Below are 16,442 nucleotides of genomic sequence, written 5' to 3'. Positions count from 1 at the left end.
GATTTGATATGGCTAAACAAAACAAAGCGTATAAATTTCGCATCTATCCAACAGAAGAACAAGCATTACTCATACGCAAAACCTCCGGTTGTGTTCGCTTTGTTTATAATAAAATGTTAGCAGAACGAAAAGAAACCTACGAAACATTCAAAGAAGATAAAGAGGCTTTGAAGAAAGTAAAACATCCTACTCCTGCCAAATACAAAAAGGAGTTTGAATGGTTAAAAGAAGTAGACTCTTTAGCGTTAGCGAACGCACAACTAAATTTAGATAAAGCATATAAAGCCTTCTTTAAAGGTAATGCTAAATTCCCCAAATTTAAGAGTAAACGCCATAAACAAAGCTATACAACCAATGTCGTAAACAGCAATATCGAGCTGTTGGAAGGTCATATCAAATTACCTAAACTTAAAACGGTAAAAATCAAACAACATCGCCATATTCCTTCGGGCTATATGATCAAGTCCTGTACGATTTCAATGACTTCATCAGGAAAATATTACATTTCAATTTTGACTGAGTATGAAAAAGAAATAACATCAATAGAAATTCAACACGTTGTCGGCTTAGATTTTGCGATGAATGGACTATTTGTGGATAGCGAAACAGGTAAGAAAGCCAATTACCCACGTTTCTATCGACAAATGCTTGAGAAGTTAGCCCAAGCACAACGCAAACTTTCTCGCAAAAAGAAGGGGTCTTCCAATTGGAATAAACAACGTATTCAAGTTGCTAAAATTCAAGAAAAAGTGGCAAACCAACGTAAAAATTTCCTTCACCATAAATCTAAAGAATTCGTCACACATTATGATGCCGTTATCATTGAAGATTTGGATATGAAAGGAATGTCAAGGGCACTCAAATTTGGAAAAAGTGTAGCTGACAACGGATGGGGAATGTTCACCTCTTTCTTAGAGTACAAACTAAAAGAACAAGGGAAACAACTTATTAAAGTAGATAAATGGTTCCCTTCTACAAAGACTTGTTCGAATTGTGGGGCGGTTAGAGAAGTAAAACTGTTAGAACGTACTTATCAATGTACTTGCGGACTAAATCTCGATAGAGATTACAACTCGGCACTCAACATCAAAAAAGAAGGCATTCGCTTACTAGCAACTGCCTAATAAAAAAATATAAACTTTTGGAACAAGAGGGTTAGCTTGGTCGATTTCGTCAACTAGTAAAAGTGGCGATTACCCAAGAAGCCCCCACTTCAAGCAACCCATAAGGGTGGCAAGTGGTGGGTAGTTCACGGTTGTTTTTCACAATTTAATGTATAATCAATATTACGAGTTGTAAAAATCAGAATATTCAACCAGAGGAGAAATAGTTATGAAAAAACAAGAATATGAGTGGGTAAAACAAACAAGACAAATTTTATTAGATCAATGCAAACAATTAAACGAAGGAGATTTTACAAAAGAGCTTGGATTCGGTTTTCAAAGTGTCAGGGATTCTTTAATTCATGTTGCAGGTTGCTATCATGCTTGGCTTGGTTCTTTTATATTATTACAAACTAAAGAACCTTTATTAACAAAAGAAGTGATTAGTAATATGCAGATAAACGATATTCAAGGCTATTTTGAACAAGCAGATGTGTATGTAGATGCTGTATTTAAACAATTTAGTCATAAATTCGATGATGTTATTGAGAGAGAACTTTCCTGGAAGCCAGGCAGTGGTAGTGTCAAGAAAACGCCTCATCAATTGCTACTACATTCCATTACACATGAGTTTCACCATAAAGGTCAAATTGTAGCAATGCTACGTCTACTGGGGTACACTCCTAACAATACAGACATCTTAGGATTACCTTAAAAGGAAATTGTATTAGTTAATATAAACACTTAGTATGAATAACTGTTTGTAAAACCTGTCCGTAAAAGTATACATAAAGAACAAAGCATAAACCCGTTGTTACTGAACGGGTTTGCTTTTTTACTTCCTCGAACATGTTTTATGTTAACTAGGTTTGGATAGAGTATACATTTTTTTAATTGCTGATAATAAGGAGATCCGGACAAAATACAGATTTAAAGCATTTCCGAGAATGTGTTTTACAAATATTTTACAAACATTTATGAATAATTACATTGACATAACTAGTTGAACTTTACTAAAATTTAGTAGTGATGTAATTATTTGAATTTTAATAAAATTTAGTAGTAACAAAATTAATTGAATTTTACTAACACTTAGTAGTGACAGATTAGTATATTACTAAGTTTATTCAAATAACTTTATAAAGGGGTAGCAAGCTTAAAACACGAAAAATGTATGCTAAGATGCAACAACATCTAAAATTCATCTAATTTGATCCCAAAACTTATTGCTAACAAAGTACTACTATTTCTGATAATAGGTGTTCTCGGCGATTATTTAGCATACAAAGTTCGTGTTTTTTGCTCTGGACCCTTATTTTAAAAATGAAGGAAGTGAGACTATTGAAGATATCAAACAAACACTTAGCAATTATTTGCCAAAATAAATATTTACCTTTTGTTTTTGAGGAGGCACAAGATTTAGGTGTAAAAGTAACTTTCTTTTATAATGCCAATGATACTAGACCTAAGAACCTTTCTGGTATTAACAGATATATTCCTATCCGTTTATTTGACCAGCAGGAAGAGGCATTTAACATTATCAAACAGGCATACCAAGAAACTCCTTTTGATGGAGTAATGACACTATTTGAACCAGCATTAGATTTTGTAGCAAAAGTAGCAGAAAAGTTAAAGCTCCCATACCTCCCTATTTCTGTAATAGAAAATTGCCGAAATAAAAATGAAATGAGGAAAATTTTAAAAGAAAACAACCTTAATACACCTACTTTCTGCGAATTAGCGTCAGACGAAATTCTAGATGAATTATCATTTGAATTTCCTTTGGTTGTAAAACCTACTAATGGATTTTCGAGTCAAGGTGTCTCTCGAGTAAATAATAGAGAAGAGCTAGTGGAAAGTATAAATAAGGTAAAAAAGATTAACAAAGACGAACTCGGTAAATTTACGCAAAACAAAAGTGGAATTGTTATTGAACAGTTTATAGATGGACCGGAATTCGCTATTGAAACCTTCTCGATAAAAGGGGAAGTTTATGTTTTATCAATTGGATATAAGGGAGATTGTAAAGGCCCATTCTTTGAGGAAGGAGTTTATATAGCCCCAGCTCAGTTAGATGAAAAATTAAAAAGTACCATAGCTAATGAAGCATCCCGTGCTGTAAAAGCATTAGGAATTGAAAGTGGCCCTGCTCATACTGAATTACGGTTAAACCAGGATGGAGTACCTTATGTGATTGAAGTGGGAGCTCGGATTGGAGGTTCAGGTGTCTCCCATTATATTGTAAAAGAAAGTACAGGTATTAACTATATGCAGTTAGCTATTCAAAATGCATTTGGAGTTTTAGATTCCAATCGTATTTCACATAATATTGTTGCTAAAAATGTAGTAGGTAACTATATTATTCCAGTTCAAGGATCTGGTGTTGTTGAAGAAATTCAAGGAATTGAATCCTTACAAAAAGATTCACGAGTAAAAAGAATTCTCCAATTTATTGATAAAGGGACTGAAATATTACCTTACCCGTATTTCTCTGGGTACCCTGGTTTTATTTTGACAAGTCATCAGTCTTATGACGATTGTGAAAACTATTACAAGAATTTAGATGAAAAGATTAAAATCACTTATAAAAATAATATAACCATTTAGGGGGCTCAAATTATGGTAACTATTACGCAAAACGTTCAGGAATTAAATCAAAAGATGAAAGTTGTTCACACATTAGGTCCAGCAGGAACAAATTGTGAGAAGGCTGGTTTATTATGGCTTGAGAAACAAAAAATAAAAGGGGAAGTTGTTCTACATAAAACGCTAGAAGAAGCATTACCTCATGTTAAAGAGACTGAAAATTCTATACTTATAGGTTGCGCTGTTTATCCTTATCTTCATGACATAGTATTTAAGAATTTATCTAATTTAGAGCTTATAGATAGCTTTATCATGCCAACATACAATATGGTTCTTGCAGCAAGACAAGAGTTTAATCTCTCTAAGGGTACCACAATCGCTTCTCACCCAGCCCCAGCTAATCTTGCTCAAGCATTTAGCAGTAATATAAGGCTAGTGGACAGTAATGCTCAAGCAGCACTGGACTGTTCATTGGGGATAGTGGATTCTTGTATTACTACAATTAAAGCTGCCGAACAGAACAATTTATTTATTGTTAAAGACTTCGGTGAGGTACCTATGTGTTTTACCGTGCATGCTAGAAAATAAGACTTTAAGTGGAATTGTTTCGCTAATAGACACAAAGGAAACAAGGTGACGTATTATGAGTTCCAAATTATTTCGTATCCATGTTCCTCTCCTATTTGGGCTTTTATGCTTGATAGGAGGGACCACATGGGCTTTCCAAAAAACAGGTCTAGAAGGTAGCCTTCCCTTCTGGTCGGCCGGTATGAGGTTTTTGATTGCGAGTATATTAATTGCAGGTTATTTATTTTTAAATAGAAAGCTTTCTGTTTCAAAAGAGGTTCTAATTATTTCAATTCTTAATGGCCTTATGTATTTTGCTATACCATTCGGCTCAGTTTATTGGGCTTCGCTTTATTTACCAAGTGGACTGGTTTCTGTGTTAGCTGCTAGCATTTCTGTTTTCGCTCTTTTAATTAATCGTTTATTTAAAGGTACTCCCGCCTCTAAAGGACAAAAAATGGGTGTAATACTATCTTTATTTGGAATTATTTTTGTATTTGGAAATCAATTACTGATTAAAGGAGATTTAATTGAACTCATTGCCATGGCAGTCATCCTAATAGCAATGCTCGGTTCTGCCTTAATTACTATTCAAGTACAATTGAGAATTAAATCCTTACCCATTATGACATTTAATTCTTTATCTATGTTTAGTGGGGGCACAATCTTACTAATATTGAGTTTAATTCTAGAGGATGGTAATCGAACTTTTTCTGGTTCCAGTCTTTTTTCCTTACTATACCTGGCAATTGTTGGCTCGGTATTAGGCTTTTGGATTAATATCTATTTACTAAAGCAATGGCATATATCAAAGGCAACTGCACATTTATTTATTTCTCCAATTATTGCTTTATACGTAGGTTTTATTTTTCTAGACGAAACTTTAAACAACCAAATTTACCTAGGGACCATTTTTGTTCTTATAGGTGTTATATTCATTAATTTAAAAAGAAAAGAGGGGGATCACTCCACCAAAGAAATTAAAGAGACATCTAGCAGTTCTTCACCAAAATAAGCATATTCCTTTTATTTTCAAAAAAGAGCAAAGTCCTTGTGTAAGAGTGACACTTTTATGATGATAATGATGTTTAATCTGAAAAGTTTAAGAGAATGTTATATGTTCCCTTATAAATAAATTTAGGAGGATTTCCTTTATGTTAACTAAAACTCATACCGATCAGCTATTAACTATTTTACGAGATAAAATTTTACCTGAGATAGATGAACTAAGAAAATATCAAGGTACACAGGGGCAAATTGTAGAGAATAAACAAAGAGCAAAAGAAATTTTAATGGATTTAATTAAAAGTACCGAGATGATTTATAATTCCCTCAATTTAAAAGAAGTTGGAGTTGCATTTAAAGAAGACGTATTAAATTGGATAAAGAGAGGGCTAGATGAAGCCCCATATTTTGATAACACGCTTATTGCATATCGTCCACCTGTTAATGGAGAGGTTACATTTTTTTTAGGCCCTATTGTTACACCAAATGGGCCAAATAAGAGAGGTTTTTATTTTGAGGCATTTCTAGCCCTTCGTGATGAACCAGAAATAATGAAACCTATTGAAAAGGAACTACCTCATCCTAAAAATGGGTGTGAATCTCTAAAGATTTTAGCAGGTACACAAGGATTTATGGAAGAAAAGTGTATCGTTTTCTTTCCTGAAAACGTAAAAACTAAAGAAAAAGTAACTAGCCAGAACTTTGCTATATTTTTCTTTAATAAATTCCACGACATTTATAATGATGATACATTAAAGAGAGCGAATAGTATATTTCCAAAGTTCACATTTAAATCCAAAGATATGGATAGAGAGATAACTTATGAGGCAAGAGTTATATGGGGTTATCTACATGATTACTACCATCATTGTGGAAATAAACCATTTGATCAAAATATCCAAGCTAAAATGAACTTTTTTGCTGGAATTCTTGAGGAGATTAAAGTTGACTGCCAAACAATCATTACTCTTAATGAACGTAAATATCCTTATTGGGAGGAGATTACTGAATTTGTCTTATTTGAACGTCTCTTGAGGTATCCAAGTCAACATAATGCTCCTAGAAACTTTGATTCGGGAACAGGCTTTTTCCTATTCAGTTGGCTAATGGAAAACGGTCAATCAATTTATAGAGATCATGAACATACTCATTTAAATTTGCCAAAATGTATTGAGGATTTAAAAATATTAGTTTCAGAAATTGAAGAGCTCGAAACGATTCAAAATGATGTAGAGTACAAGGAGCAAGCTGAACAATACGTTAGAAAACATCTACTTCCTAGCAATAATAATGATAAATTCATTATTCCTGAAAACTACTTTATTTATCAAGAAAATCAAAATGTTAATGTGCCTTATTTAAAATTTAATGCAGGAACAATATAGAAAGTTGGTATAATCTTGTCAGATTTAAAACTTAGTAAAATTGGACAGAAGATGATGAATAAAGTAGGGGTTAGGGCAATTATGCATGATATTCAAGAAGTTCTTAACTCAGATCCTAGTAAATATATCAATTTAAGTGCTGGAAATCCAACACTTTTACCTGAAGTTTATAAGATGTGGGAAGATTCTTTAAGCAATATTCTCAACAACGGTGAATTGGGGAATATTGTTAGTAAGTATGGTTCTAGTTATGGAACTTATGAACTAATAGATTGTATTAGAGAATATTTTTATAATAACTATGACGTTAAATTGGAACGTGAAAATATTCTCATAACATCTGGTAGTCAAAATTTATTCTTCCTAGCTCTAAACTCATTTTGTGGTACTAATGATAAGAATGATTTAACACGTGCTCTAATACCTATGTTACCCGACTATGCTGGCTATAGTGGTGTTGCATTAGAAAAAAACATTATTGAAGGGATTCCTCCTCTTATTACAAAAATAGATAATCATACATTTCGTTACGAGTTAGATAAAGAAAGTTTCCTAGAAAGGGTCATGGAGAATAGAGACATTGGAGCTATGGTATTATCGCGCCCTAACAATCCATGTGGAAATGTTCTATCAGAGAAAGATATTTTATTTATTTCAAATGTATGCAGTGAATTAAATATTCCGTTATTGATTGATTCTGCATATGCACCTCCTTTTCCAGCGATTAATTTTGTTGATATGAACCCTATATTAACGGACAATATTGTCCATTGTATGAGTGTTTCAAAAGCAGGTTTACCAGGGGAAAGAATTGGAATTGCTATAGGAAAACCCCAATATATAAAGGTGATGGAAGCATTTCAATCAAATATATCAATCCATTCATCCAGATTAGGACAAAGAATGGTTGCTGATTCACTTCAAAATGGTCAACTCCCTTTTATCTCTGTTAAGTATATACGGGAACACTATAAACAAAAGTATTTAACTCTGAAAAAAGCTTTAACTATATTTATGCCTGATGATATACCTTGGTTTCTACATTGTGCAGAGGGTTCACTTTTCAGTTGGCTATGGTTAGAAAATCTTCCATTGGAGGATAAGGAATTCTATAATAAATTAAAGGAACAGAACTTAATTGTTGTACCTGGTAATTCTTTTTTTCACGATAGTTATGCTGTTTCCATGCATGCTAGGGAGTGTATTAGAATAAGCCTTACAGCCACAGATGATGATATCATGAGAGGCATAGAAATTCTCTCTAATGTAACTAAAGAGTGTTATAAGGAAAGTATATCTATCAGTACTTCTTGAAATTTCCCTTTATTTACAAATAATAATCATTAAGTGTTACTTGCTTTGCCGCAAATGGGACGTTAGCTCCCTCTATCCCTAAAAGGACGTCTTCAAGACGTCCTTTTATTTTGTTTTTGAGAAGGCAAAGTTTTTTGATTTTATTCGAAAAAAGAGAAACAAATTTTTTTGTTTTCCCAAAGGGCAACAGGGGTTGAAAGAGGGGAAACTTACTTCAATTCAATATAAAGATGGTCATTAAATTTTAAAGATAATAATGGAGGAACATTTTTGGCTAGGCTTGCTAATTCTAGATTCTTTACGGAATGGTTCACTCTCTATAACAAATCAGAATTTCACTCTGTATAACATAAATAGGTCAAAGGCTAAAAACAGATGAAAAGAATACTATAAAATGTAGTAACAGATTAGAACCCTTAGTTGCGCTAAGGGTTCTGATTTATATAATTAATGGGACGGAGGTTAATCATTTAATTCTTAACCCTTAGTAGCAATATATGAGAAATAGAAATCCCTGTCTGATTTAAAATCTAATATAAATATTTTTATTTTAAATTAGAAGAATCAGAATTTTCATTCTCAATTCAATTTAATTGTGGTAAGTTATATCTAACTGGTGCATAAGATGCACCTTTTATAAAAAATGAAGTATAAACTTCATAAGTGAAAGGGTCAGTGTAAGTGGAACAGATTTTATTCGAGAATTTAGTGAAAGAAAAGTTTACACAATTATCTGCAGGACAAAAGAAAGTAGCTACCTATTTGATTGGAAATCTTGATAAAGCCACTTATCAAACCGCCTATCAAATTGGAAGGGAGGCGGAGGTTAGCGAGACAACAGTAATTCGTTTTTCTTATGCGTTAGGGTTTGAAGGTTTTAGTAAACTACAGTCCAGAATTCAAAAACAACAGATTCAACAAAATAAAATGAGTACAACTACTAGAGAAGTAATCAATCACTCTAAGGAAGAGAAGGATACATTTACGAAAGTAATTGAAAAAGAAATTCATATTTTAGGGCATCTTTTAAATCCAATGAGTGTCAAGAATATCTGGAGAACAGTCGACACCTTAATAGAGGCTGATCAAATTTTAATTGCGGGTCATGGAATTTCTCATGTGGCTGCCCATTGGTTTTCCCATGCTCTAGGTTCTATAAGAGGGAATGTAAGTTTATGCTCGCTAACAGGGGACTTTTTCGAAAAGTTTTCCAACCTTACGGAGAAGTCTGTTGTTGTTGTTTTCTCTTTTCCAAGATACGCAAAAGAAACGTTAAAAATTGCAGAGTGCACGAGAAAACAGGGAATTAGCCTAATTTCCGTTACAGATCGTCTTCTCTCCCCTGTTGGGCGTATTTCTACTATTACTTTAACAACAGAAGAAAATGTTGAAACTGGCATGAACTCCATTGCATCCGTGATTAGTTTACTAGATTTAGTGATTGCCGGTATTTATGAGAAAGACAAAAAACGAATCCAGATACATCAACAAAAATTAGAAAAACTGTATTCGAATTATGAAGTATTCGTCGAATAGAAAGGAGTATTTATGATAAATCCAATTAAATATATTGATAACCATAGAGATTTCATAATAAAGACGTACCGTGATCTTCATTCTTTGGCAGAGCCTAGCTGGCAAGAGAAAAAAACATCAGATTACCTATTGAAGTCTTTGAAAGAGGCTGGATTAAAAGTGAAAACATTTCAAGAACATTATGGGATTGTTGCTGAAATACCTGGCCGGCTGAATAGAGTTGTTGCATTAAGGGCCGATATGGATGCGCTTGTTCAAGAAGTAGATGGGGAGTTGAAACCTAATCATTCATGTGGGCATGATGCTCACAGCGCAATGGTTTTATATACAGCCTTAGCCATTTCTCAAAGTGGCATTCAGCCTAAATATACTCTCCGTTTCATATTCCAGCCTGCAGAGGAAAAGGGCGAAGGTGCCCTTAAAATGATAGAAGACGGTGCCTTAGAAGAAGTTACATACTTATTTGGGTTGCACTTACGCCCCGATAAGGAAGTACCTTATGGAAAAGCTTCCCCAGTCATTGTCCACGGGGCTGCCGAAACGATAAGAGGAACGATTAAAGGGGTGCAGGCCCACGCTTCACGCCCAGAAGAGGGGATCAATGTGATTGAAGCAGCAGCTTTACTTGTTCAAAAGTTGCAACAGATTTATTTATATTTACCAAATGAAACTCCCTACTCCATTAAAATGACTCAACTTCAAACGGAAAATAAAGCATCAAACATTATTCCAGAAACGGCGTCGTTCTCTATTGATGTACGAGCACAAACAAATGAGGTTATGAATAAACTCAATGATTATGCAAATGAGATTTTTGAGCAAACAAAGCAACAAACAGGTGTAGCTATATCTAGTTATATGAAAGAATTTGTTCCTGCGGCAGTCACTAATGAGAACGCTATCAAAATAACCAAAAGTGCTATAGCTCGTGTTCTCGGCAAGGAAAACATCATTCCAGTCTGCATTTCCCATGGAGGTGAGGATTTCCACTTTTATACCGCCAAGAACCAAGGAGTTTCAGCGACCATGATTGGACTAGGGTGTGGGCTAAAACCTGGACTTCATCATCCGCAGATGGAGTTTAATTTAGAAGCCCTTCATTATGGCACAAAAATATTGACCCAAACAATACTATTAGCCTCGGAAGAATAAAGCTTATAAAAAGTAAAGAAAGAGGTGTTATATGCAAAATCCCTTGTCTAATAATAAAAGCAACATACAAACCAGTTCGAATGAAACACATTTGGAGAGAAAGCTAAAAACAAGACACCTCTCTATGATTGCAATCGGTGGAACCATTGGAACAGGCTTATTTTTAGCTAGTGGCTCCATCATTAATACAGCTGGACCCGGTGGTGCAGTAGTTGCTTATCTCATTGCTGGAATTATGGTGTATTTTTTAATGACAAGTTTAGGTGAAATGGCCGCTTTTATTCCAGTCACAGGATCTTTTAGTACCTACACATCAAGATTTGTTGATCCAGCTTTAGGATTTGCGATTGGATGGAACTATTGGTATAACAATGCTATTGTTGTAGCCCTTGAATTAGCTGCTTCATCCCTTATTATGAAGTATTGGCTGCCTGATGTACCAGGTATTATATGGAGTGTTTTATTTCTCGCACTTATATTCGGATTAAATATACTATCTGTCAAAGGATATGGAGAATCTGAATATTGGTTTGCAATCATTAAGGTTATAACGATTGTTATTTTTATTATAGTAGGGATTTTGATGATATTTGGTATTATGAGTGGAAGTGCAGGAAGATTTGAAAATTTCACAAAAGGAGAAGCCCCCTTTAAAGGAGGTTTCTTATCAATATTAAGCGTTTTTATGATTGTTGGGTTTTCGTTTACAGGTACAGAATTAGTAGGTATTACAGCAGGTGAGAGTGAGAATCCCGAAAAAAATATTCCCAGAGCGATTAAGCAAATCTTCTGGAGAATATTATTGTTCTATATATTGGCGATTATTGTAATCGGATTCTTGATTAACTACAATGACCCTCGCTTATTAAATTCAGATATTGAAAATGTTGCAATGAGTCCTTTTACACTTGTGTTTCAAAATGCAGGAATTGCTGTTGCTGCTTCAGTCATGAATGCAGTTATTCTTACATCAGTTTTATCCGCAGGAAACTCTGCTATGTATGGCGCTTCACGTGTCCTTTGGGTATTAGCCGAAGAGGGTAAAGCTCCTGCTTTTCTAAAAAAACTTAATACAGGTGGTATTCCGGTGAATGCGATTTATATATCTACCATTATTGGAATGGCCGCTTTTCTAACCTCTTTTTTTGGAGAAGGGGCAGTTTACACTTGGTTACTAAATGCAGCCGGTTTATCAGGATTTTTATCCTGGTTAGGAATCTCGATTACACATTACCGTTTCCGAAAAGCATATATAGCACAAGGTAGAGATTTAAATAAGTTACCGTATGTTTCAAAGTTTTTTCCGCTTGGTCCTATTTTATCCACTGTGTTATGTCTTGTTACTATACTAGGTCAAAACTATTCAGCTTTTACCGGACCCGAAATTGACTGGTACGGAGTGCTAGTTTCATATATCGGATTGCCACTATTTTTACTATTATATCTTGGTTACAAGATTATAAAAAAAACCAAAATGGTCCCATTGCAGGAAGCTAATTTCAATCGGGAATAAATATTTTATGGAGGTTGATCATGATGAACATACAAGAAATTGAAATTCGCTCTCTTCATACAGTTCAAGAGCTCGAAGATGTAAGAAAGTTGGAATCAAATATTTGGGGAGAGCATGACTCCACTCCTACGCATCAGACAGTAACAGTCGTAAAAAATGGGGGGGTAATGTTAGGCGCATACTGTAATGGGAAGCTGGTTGGATTTCAATATAGTTTTCCAGGATTCAATGGGCAATCCGTGTATCTTTGTTCTCATATGCTAGGCATTGATAAAACGTTTCGCAACAATGGAATTGGCGAAAAGCTAAAGCAAGCGCAGCGTAAAGAAGCAATCAAGCTCGGCTATTCCCATATTACTTGGACATATGATCCATTAGAAAGTATTAATGCTTATTTAAATATCACCAAGCTTGGAGGCATCTGTACCACTTATATGGAAAACTGTTACGGAGAGATGGATGACCTTTTAAATAATGGAATTCCTTCGGATCGTTTTCTCGTTGAGTGGTCTGTTCTTCAAAAGAAAGAAAAGAGCTATCAATGGAAAGAAACCGATATAGAGTTTGTACAAGAGAAATCACTAATCCAGTGGAAAGTTAATGAAAAAGGATTACCTATTCCTTCTTTCAGCCTTCCTCTACCTGAACAGGAATATACCAAAGCCTTTGTAGCCATTCCGAAGGACTTTAGGGCTTTAAAAGAGGGCAACATGGAAGCGGCAAGAAAATGGCGATTAGTAACAAGGGGGATTTTTAGCAAGCTGATAAAGCAAGGTTGGCAGGTGACGGACTTTATCAGAAATTCTGAGGAAGAAATGCCTGTTCAGTTTTATGTGTGTTCCAAGAAGTAATGGATAGTTATATGAGAAAAGGGGAGTGGGTTAAATGAAAATAAAAGAAGTAATTTTGCGCCATTTGAAGCTGGACTTGTTGCACGCTTTTACAACCAGCTTTGGAACAGAATATGATAGAGAACTTATTCTTATTGAGGTTATAAGTGATGATGGTATTTCTGGATGGGCGGAATCGGTTGCTATGCTAGATCCCCTGTATAATGAGGAAACCTTAAAAACAAACTGGCATATTCTTGAAGACTATTTAATTCCTATTTTATTGAAGAATGAAATAAGGCACCCTGATGAACTCTCGGAGAAATATTTTAATCATATTCGAGGTAATTATATGGCTAAAGCAGCTTTAGAAGGGGCAGTTTGGGATTTGTACGCGAAAAAGCAAAATGTTTCTCTTTCAAAGGCTTTAGGGGGAAATAAAATTGAAATAGAAGTGGGCGTGAGTATCGGAATCCAGAACTCAATTGATCAGACACTTAATATAATCGAATCACGTCTTGAAGAAGGATATAAACGATTCAAATTAAAGATTAAACCAGGCTGGGATGTTGAACTAATTGATAGTGTGCGTAAAGTGTACCCTAATATTCCTCTAATGGCAGATGCAAATTCAGCATATACAATTCAGGACATGAAAAGGTTAGCTGCTTTGGATGACTACGATTTAATGATGATTGAACAGCCACTGTCCTATAATGATATCATTGACCATGCGAATCTGCAGGCGATTTTAAAAACCCCTATTTGTTTGGATGAAAGTATTCATTCACTAGAGGATGCCAGGAAGGCTATTAAATTAGGGAGCTGTAAGATAATTAATATTAAAATTGGTCGTGTAGGAGGTCTAACGCAATCCAAGAAAATCCATGATTTGTGCCAAGAACATGGGATTCCACTTTGGTGTGGAGGAATGCTAGAGACTGGTATTGGTAGGGCGCACAATATTGCTATTACTTCACTGCCAAATTTTGTTTTGCCTGGTGATACTGCTGCATCATCGCTCTATTGGGCCGAAGACATCATTGAGCCTGAAGTCACTGTTGAAAATGGAATAATTTCGGTCCCAACTTCACCGGGAATTGGCTATAAACCAAACAAGGAGAAAATCAATAAGTATACGTTACACACTCAAACATACCGATGATATATTCATATCTAAAGGTTATCTTCCTAGTGCTTCAAGCATTGGGAGCTTCTTTACTTACCACTATTTCAAATTCTTATTAATAGGTTATGAGATTGATTGTTAGAATCCCAAACAAGGTTCTGGATGTATCCTGATATGGTGCTCGATGATCTAAGTGTGCCCTTACATAGCTTTTTGATTATTTTCTGCCACATCCATTTTTAAGATTCAGAGCAATATTAATCCTGAGACACACGAACTTATTGATAATTATAGTCCTTATTATGTCGCCAAATAGAGGAAATTAGATCGTGTTCTTGTATATTATTAAAAGAAAATTATATTTAAGCCATTAGGAGTAAAAACAATAAGGGGGAACTAACATGACAAAGAGAAATGAAATCATTGATAAAAAGGAGTTGTCACAAGAACAAAGTGCAGAATTACTCACAGTATTGAAAGACCGTTTTGAGAAAAATATGAACCGCCATAAAGACATCGAATGGGCTAAAGTCCAAGCAAAGCTGGATGCAAATACTGAAAAACTTTGGTCACTCAACGAAATGGAAAGAACTGGCGGTGAACCAGATGTTGTTGGCTATGATAAAAAGAAGGACGAATACACTTTTTGTGACTGTTCAGTGGAAAGTCCTAAAGGCCGTAGAAGTGTTTGTTACGACCATAAAGCGCTAGAGTCAAGAAAAAAAAATAAGCCTGAAAATAACGCGATTGATATGGCAGCTTCTATGGGCATAGAACTTTTGACTGAAGAACAATATCGAGCGTTGCAGGAACTTGAAAATTTCGATATAAAAACGTCGAGTTGGGTGCAAACCCCCACTGATATTAGAGAACTTGGCGGTGCACTTTTTTGCGATCGTCGCTATGGTCACGTCTTCGTGTATCACAATGGAGCAGAATCCTACTATGCTACAAGGGGTTTTCGTGGTTCACTAATGGTCTGAATTTTTTCCAGATAGCTAAATTTGGATTTGAGAAACAGATCAACTAGAGAAGAGTTTTAATTCCATTTCTTAACTATCAAAAGCGATTATGGAGCACCAGAAGTAGAAAAAAGGATCTCTAATTAGAGATCCTTTTTTCTACCTATAACACTCATTATGATAATTAGAGATTGGTATGATATTCATACCAACCATGGCTTGTTTGTAGGATTACTTTCCCTGCTACCATATCCTAAGTAAAGGTTTCTGATACTGTATGTTATGTTAACTAGGAATGAATAGGGTATACAAATTTAAAATAAAGATATTTACTAATGCTTTTCTTTTTTCCTCTGTTCTCTCCGTTAAAACAGCGTTCTCTTCCCTAAGTCTTAATTCCTTTGCATAATCGGGATTAAGATTATCCATGAATGCTGTAAACGAAACCTAAACGGAGCGCCAGTTTAGCGCTCCATTTTTGGGGTTAACTATTAACAGTAAGGACGAAGAAAAAAATGATCTCTAAACCGGCGTTAGTCCCAAGACGATCAGTATAAACGCAACGGTCATCAAGATCCAGCTAGGATGGGGGCGGCGCATAACCCAAAGAGAAATGCTGGCAGCATACAGAAAAGAGCTGCCAGCAAGTAGGCCTGTCGCGAGCCTTACATTCTGTTCGAACCAGATTGCGGCGACAATTAAGGCGAGCCCACTGAGTAACCAGTTGAGTGTGGTGAAATGCAGAAGCAACAGCACGAGCCTTTGCAATGGCGCAGATATCCGCCCATCCGCCACAAAAACCGCCTCAAGCGGCCTTATTATCAGCCGTTGCATTAGCATTCCATGAACCACCGCCGTGCCACCGCCGATGACTCCAGCCATCGTCAATGCAATACTTTGCCAGTCCATATCCATACACCTCCACTGAATATTATTTATAATCAAAAAATGTTGAGGCCTTGTATACTTTCTGCAATACATTGTAATTAGACATGTTAGTTTATATAAATATACTGTTACGTCGTGTTAAAAAGTCCTCAGATTCTATTAATTATGAGGACTTTTCGGTTGTTTATTTCCAATATTATTTAAAATAGGAATGCATAATTATATACGCCTATATTTTGCAAAAATGTACTGCATAACACTGTTGCAACTGTAACAATGGAAAAAGAGCATAGCAATCTTGAAATTAAAGCATATGTTAAAAGGAATTTTTCATAACATCTGAACATTATAGAATCTCTAAGTATTAGAATGGAATTTAGGAAATGGTGTTTTCGTAAAAAGAAAAGTGCAGCAGTGCTTCTCTCTTGTATGTTGTAGGACAACTTCTTACTGAGGACAACCCATGTTATAA

The 16,442-nt window shown here is 35.1% G+C and carries 14 protein-coding genes and 1 pseudogene; 14 read left to right on the top strand and 1 reads right to left on the bottom strand.

The window, feature by feature from the left end:
* Positions 1-8: 8 nt before the first annotated feature.
* The 14 genes and pseudogenes from BM012_RS10385 to BM012_RS10320 all read left to right on the top strand — a co-directional run bounded on the left by BM012_RS10385 (position 9) and on the right by BM012_RS10320 (position 15,103).
* Complete coding sequence (locus BM012_RS10385; protein ID WP_061804179.1) at positions 9-1,124, top strand: RNA-guided endonuclease TnpB family protein; 1,116 nt, start codon at positions 9-11, stop codon at positions 1,122-1,124.
* Between the two features lie 208 nt (positions 1,125-1,332).
* On the top strand, positions 1,333-1,818 hold the full coding sequence (locus tag BM012_RS10380; RefSeq protein WP_061804180.1) for a DinB family protein: 486 nt from the start codon (positions 1,333-1,335) through the stop codon (positions 1,816-1,818).
* 626 nt (positions 1,819-2,444) lie between these two features.
* The gene (locus tag BM012_RS10375) at positions 2,445-3,710 is read left to right on the top strand and encodes an ATP-grasp domain-containing protein (RefSeq protein ID WP_061804181.1); all 1,266 of its coding nucleotides are present in this window, start codon (positions 2,445-2,447) and stop codon (positions 3,708-3,710) included.
* 12 nt (positions 3,711-3,722) lie between these two features.
* On the top strand, positions 3,723-4,277 hold the full coding sequence (locus BM012_RS10370; RefSeq protein ID WP_061804182.1) for a hypothetical protein: 555 nt from the start codon (positions 3,723-3,725) through the stop codon (positions 4,275-4,277).
* 55 nt (positions 4,278-4,332) lie between these two features.
* Entirely contained in the window at positions 4,333-5,271 is a 939-nt protein-coding gene (locus BM012_RS10365; RefSeq protein WP_061804183.1) for a DMT family transporter, read from the top strand.
* Between the two features lie 139 nt (positions 5,272-5,410).
* Positions 5,411-6,646 carry a DUF6421 family protein gene (locus BM012_RS10360; RefSeq protein WP_061804184.1) on the top strand — a complete coding sequence of 412 codons (1,236 nt, stop codon included), beginning with the start codon at positions 5,411-5,413 and terminating at the stop codon, positions 6,644-6,646.
* A gap of 15 nt (positions 6,647-6,661) precedes the next feature.
* Positions 6,662-7,960 carry a valine--pyruvate transaminase gene (locus tag BM012_RS10355; RefSeq protein WP_074842813.1) on the top strand — a complete coding sequence of 433 codons (1,299 nt, stop codon included), beginning with the start codon at positions 6,662-6,664 and terminating at the stop codon, positions 7,958-7,960.
* 243 nt (positions 7,961-8,203) lie between these two features.
* A pseudogene (locus BM012_RS27225) lies at positions 8,204-8,308 on the top strand (YfzA family protein); the annotation flags it as partial.
* A gap of 333 nt (positions 8,309-8,641) precedes the next feature.
* Entirely contained in the window at positions 8,642-9,496 is an 855-nt protein-coding gene (locus BM012_RS10345; protein ID WP_061804185.1) for a MurR/RpiR family transcriptional regulator, read from the top strand.
* A 12-nt stretch (positions 9,497-9,508) separates the two neighbouring features.
* Positions 9,509-10,648 carry an amidohydrolase gene (locus tag BM012_RS10340; RefSeq protein ID WP_082802565.1) on the top strand — a complete coding sequence of 380 codons (1,140 nt, stop codon included), beginning with the start codon at positions 9,509-9,511 and terminating at the stop codon, positions 10,646-10,648.
* Positions 10,649-10,679: 31 nt separating this feature from the next.
* Entirely contained in the window at positions 10,680-12,161 is a 1,482-nt protein-coding gene (locus BM012_RS10335; RefSeq protein WP_061804186.1) for an amino acid permease, read from the top strand.
* A gap of 20 nt (positions 12,162-12,181) precedes the next feature.
* Positions 12,182-13,012: a GNAT family N-acetyltransferase gene (locus tag BM012_RS10330; protein ID WP_235606148.1), complete on the top strand. Its 831-nt coding sequence runs from the start codon at positions 12,182-12,184 to the stop codon at positions 13,010-13,012.
* 34 nt (positions 13,013-13,046) lie between these two features.
* Positions 13,047-14,156 (top strand): o-succinylbenzoate synthase, encoded by a 1,110-nt coding sequence (menC, locus tag BM012_RS10325; protein ID WP_061804187.1) that lies wholly within the window; start codon positions 13,047-13,049, stop codon positions 14,154-14,156.
* Between the two features lie 365 nt (positions 14,157-14,521).
* On the top strand, positions 14,522-15,103 hold the full coding sequence (locus BM012_RS10320) for a DUF4256 domain-containing protein (RefSeq protein ID WP_061804188.1): 582 nt from the start codon (positions 14,522-14,524) through the stop codon (positions 15,101-15,103).
* Positions 15,104-15,604: 501 nt separating this feature from the next.
* On the opposite strand, the gene BM012_RS10315 is transcribed toward BM012_RS10320, so the two are convergent.
* Positions 15,605-15,991 (bottom strand): hypothetical protein, encoded by a 387-nt coding sequence (locus tag BM012_RS10315; RefSeq protein WP_061804189.1) that lies wholly within the window; start codon positions 15,989-15,991, stop codon positions 15,605-15,607.
* Positions 15,992-16,442: the final 451 nt, after the last annotated feature.

It is taken from the genome of Priestia endophytica DSM 13796, assembly GCF_900115845.1.
Classification (GTDB): Bacteria; Bacillota; Bacilli; order Bacillales; family Bacillaceae_H; genus Bacillus_I; species Bacillus_I endophytica.
Note: the sequence above shows the minus strand (reverse complement) of the source record. Positions and strands in the feature narration are given on the sequence as shown.

Coding starts and splice junctions, on each gene's coding strand:
- BM012_RS10385 (WP_061804179.1), top strand. CDS start 9: ATGGCTAAACAAAACAAAGCGTATAAATTTCGCATCTATCCAACAGAA.
- BM012_RS10380 (WP_061804180.1), top strand. CDS start 1,333: ATGAAAAAACAAGAATATGAGTGGGTAAAACAAACAAGACAAATTTTA.
- BM012_RS10370 (WP_061804182.1), top strand. CDS start 3,723: ATGGTAACTATTACGCAAAACGTTCAGGAATTAAATCAAAAGATGAAA.
- BM012_RS10365 (WP_061804183.1), top strand. CDS start 4,333: ATGAGTTCCAAATTATTTCGTATCCATGTTCCTCTCCTATTTGGGCTT.
- BM012_RS10360 (WP_061804184.1), top strand. CDS start 5,411: ATGTTAACTAAAACTCATACCGATCAGCTATTAACTATTTTACGAGAT.
- BM012_RS10340 (WP_082802565.1), top strand. CDS start 9,509: ATGATAAATCCAATTAAATATATTGATAACCATAGAGATTTCATAATA.
- BM012_RS10335 (WP_061804186.1), top strand. CDS start 10,680: ATGCAAAATCCCTTGTCTAATAATAAAAGCAACATACAAACCAGTTCG.
- BM012_RS10330 (WP_235606148.1), top strand. CDS start 12,182: ATGATGAACATACAAGAAATTGAAATTCGCTCTCTTCATACAGTTCAA.
- menC (WP_061804187.1), top strand. CDS start 13,047: ATGAAAATAAAAGAAGTAATTTTGCGCCATTTGAAGCTGGACTTGTTG.
- BM012_RS10320 (WP_061804188.1), top strand. CDS start 14,522: ATGACAAAGAGAAATGAAATCATTGATAAAAAGGAGTTGTCACAAGAA.
- BM012_RS10315 (WP_061804189.1), bottom strand. CDS start 15,991: ATGGACTGGCAAAGTATTGCATTGACGATGGCTGGAGTCATCGGCGGT.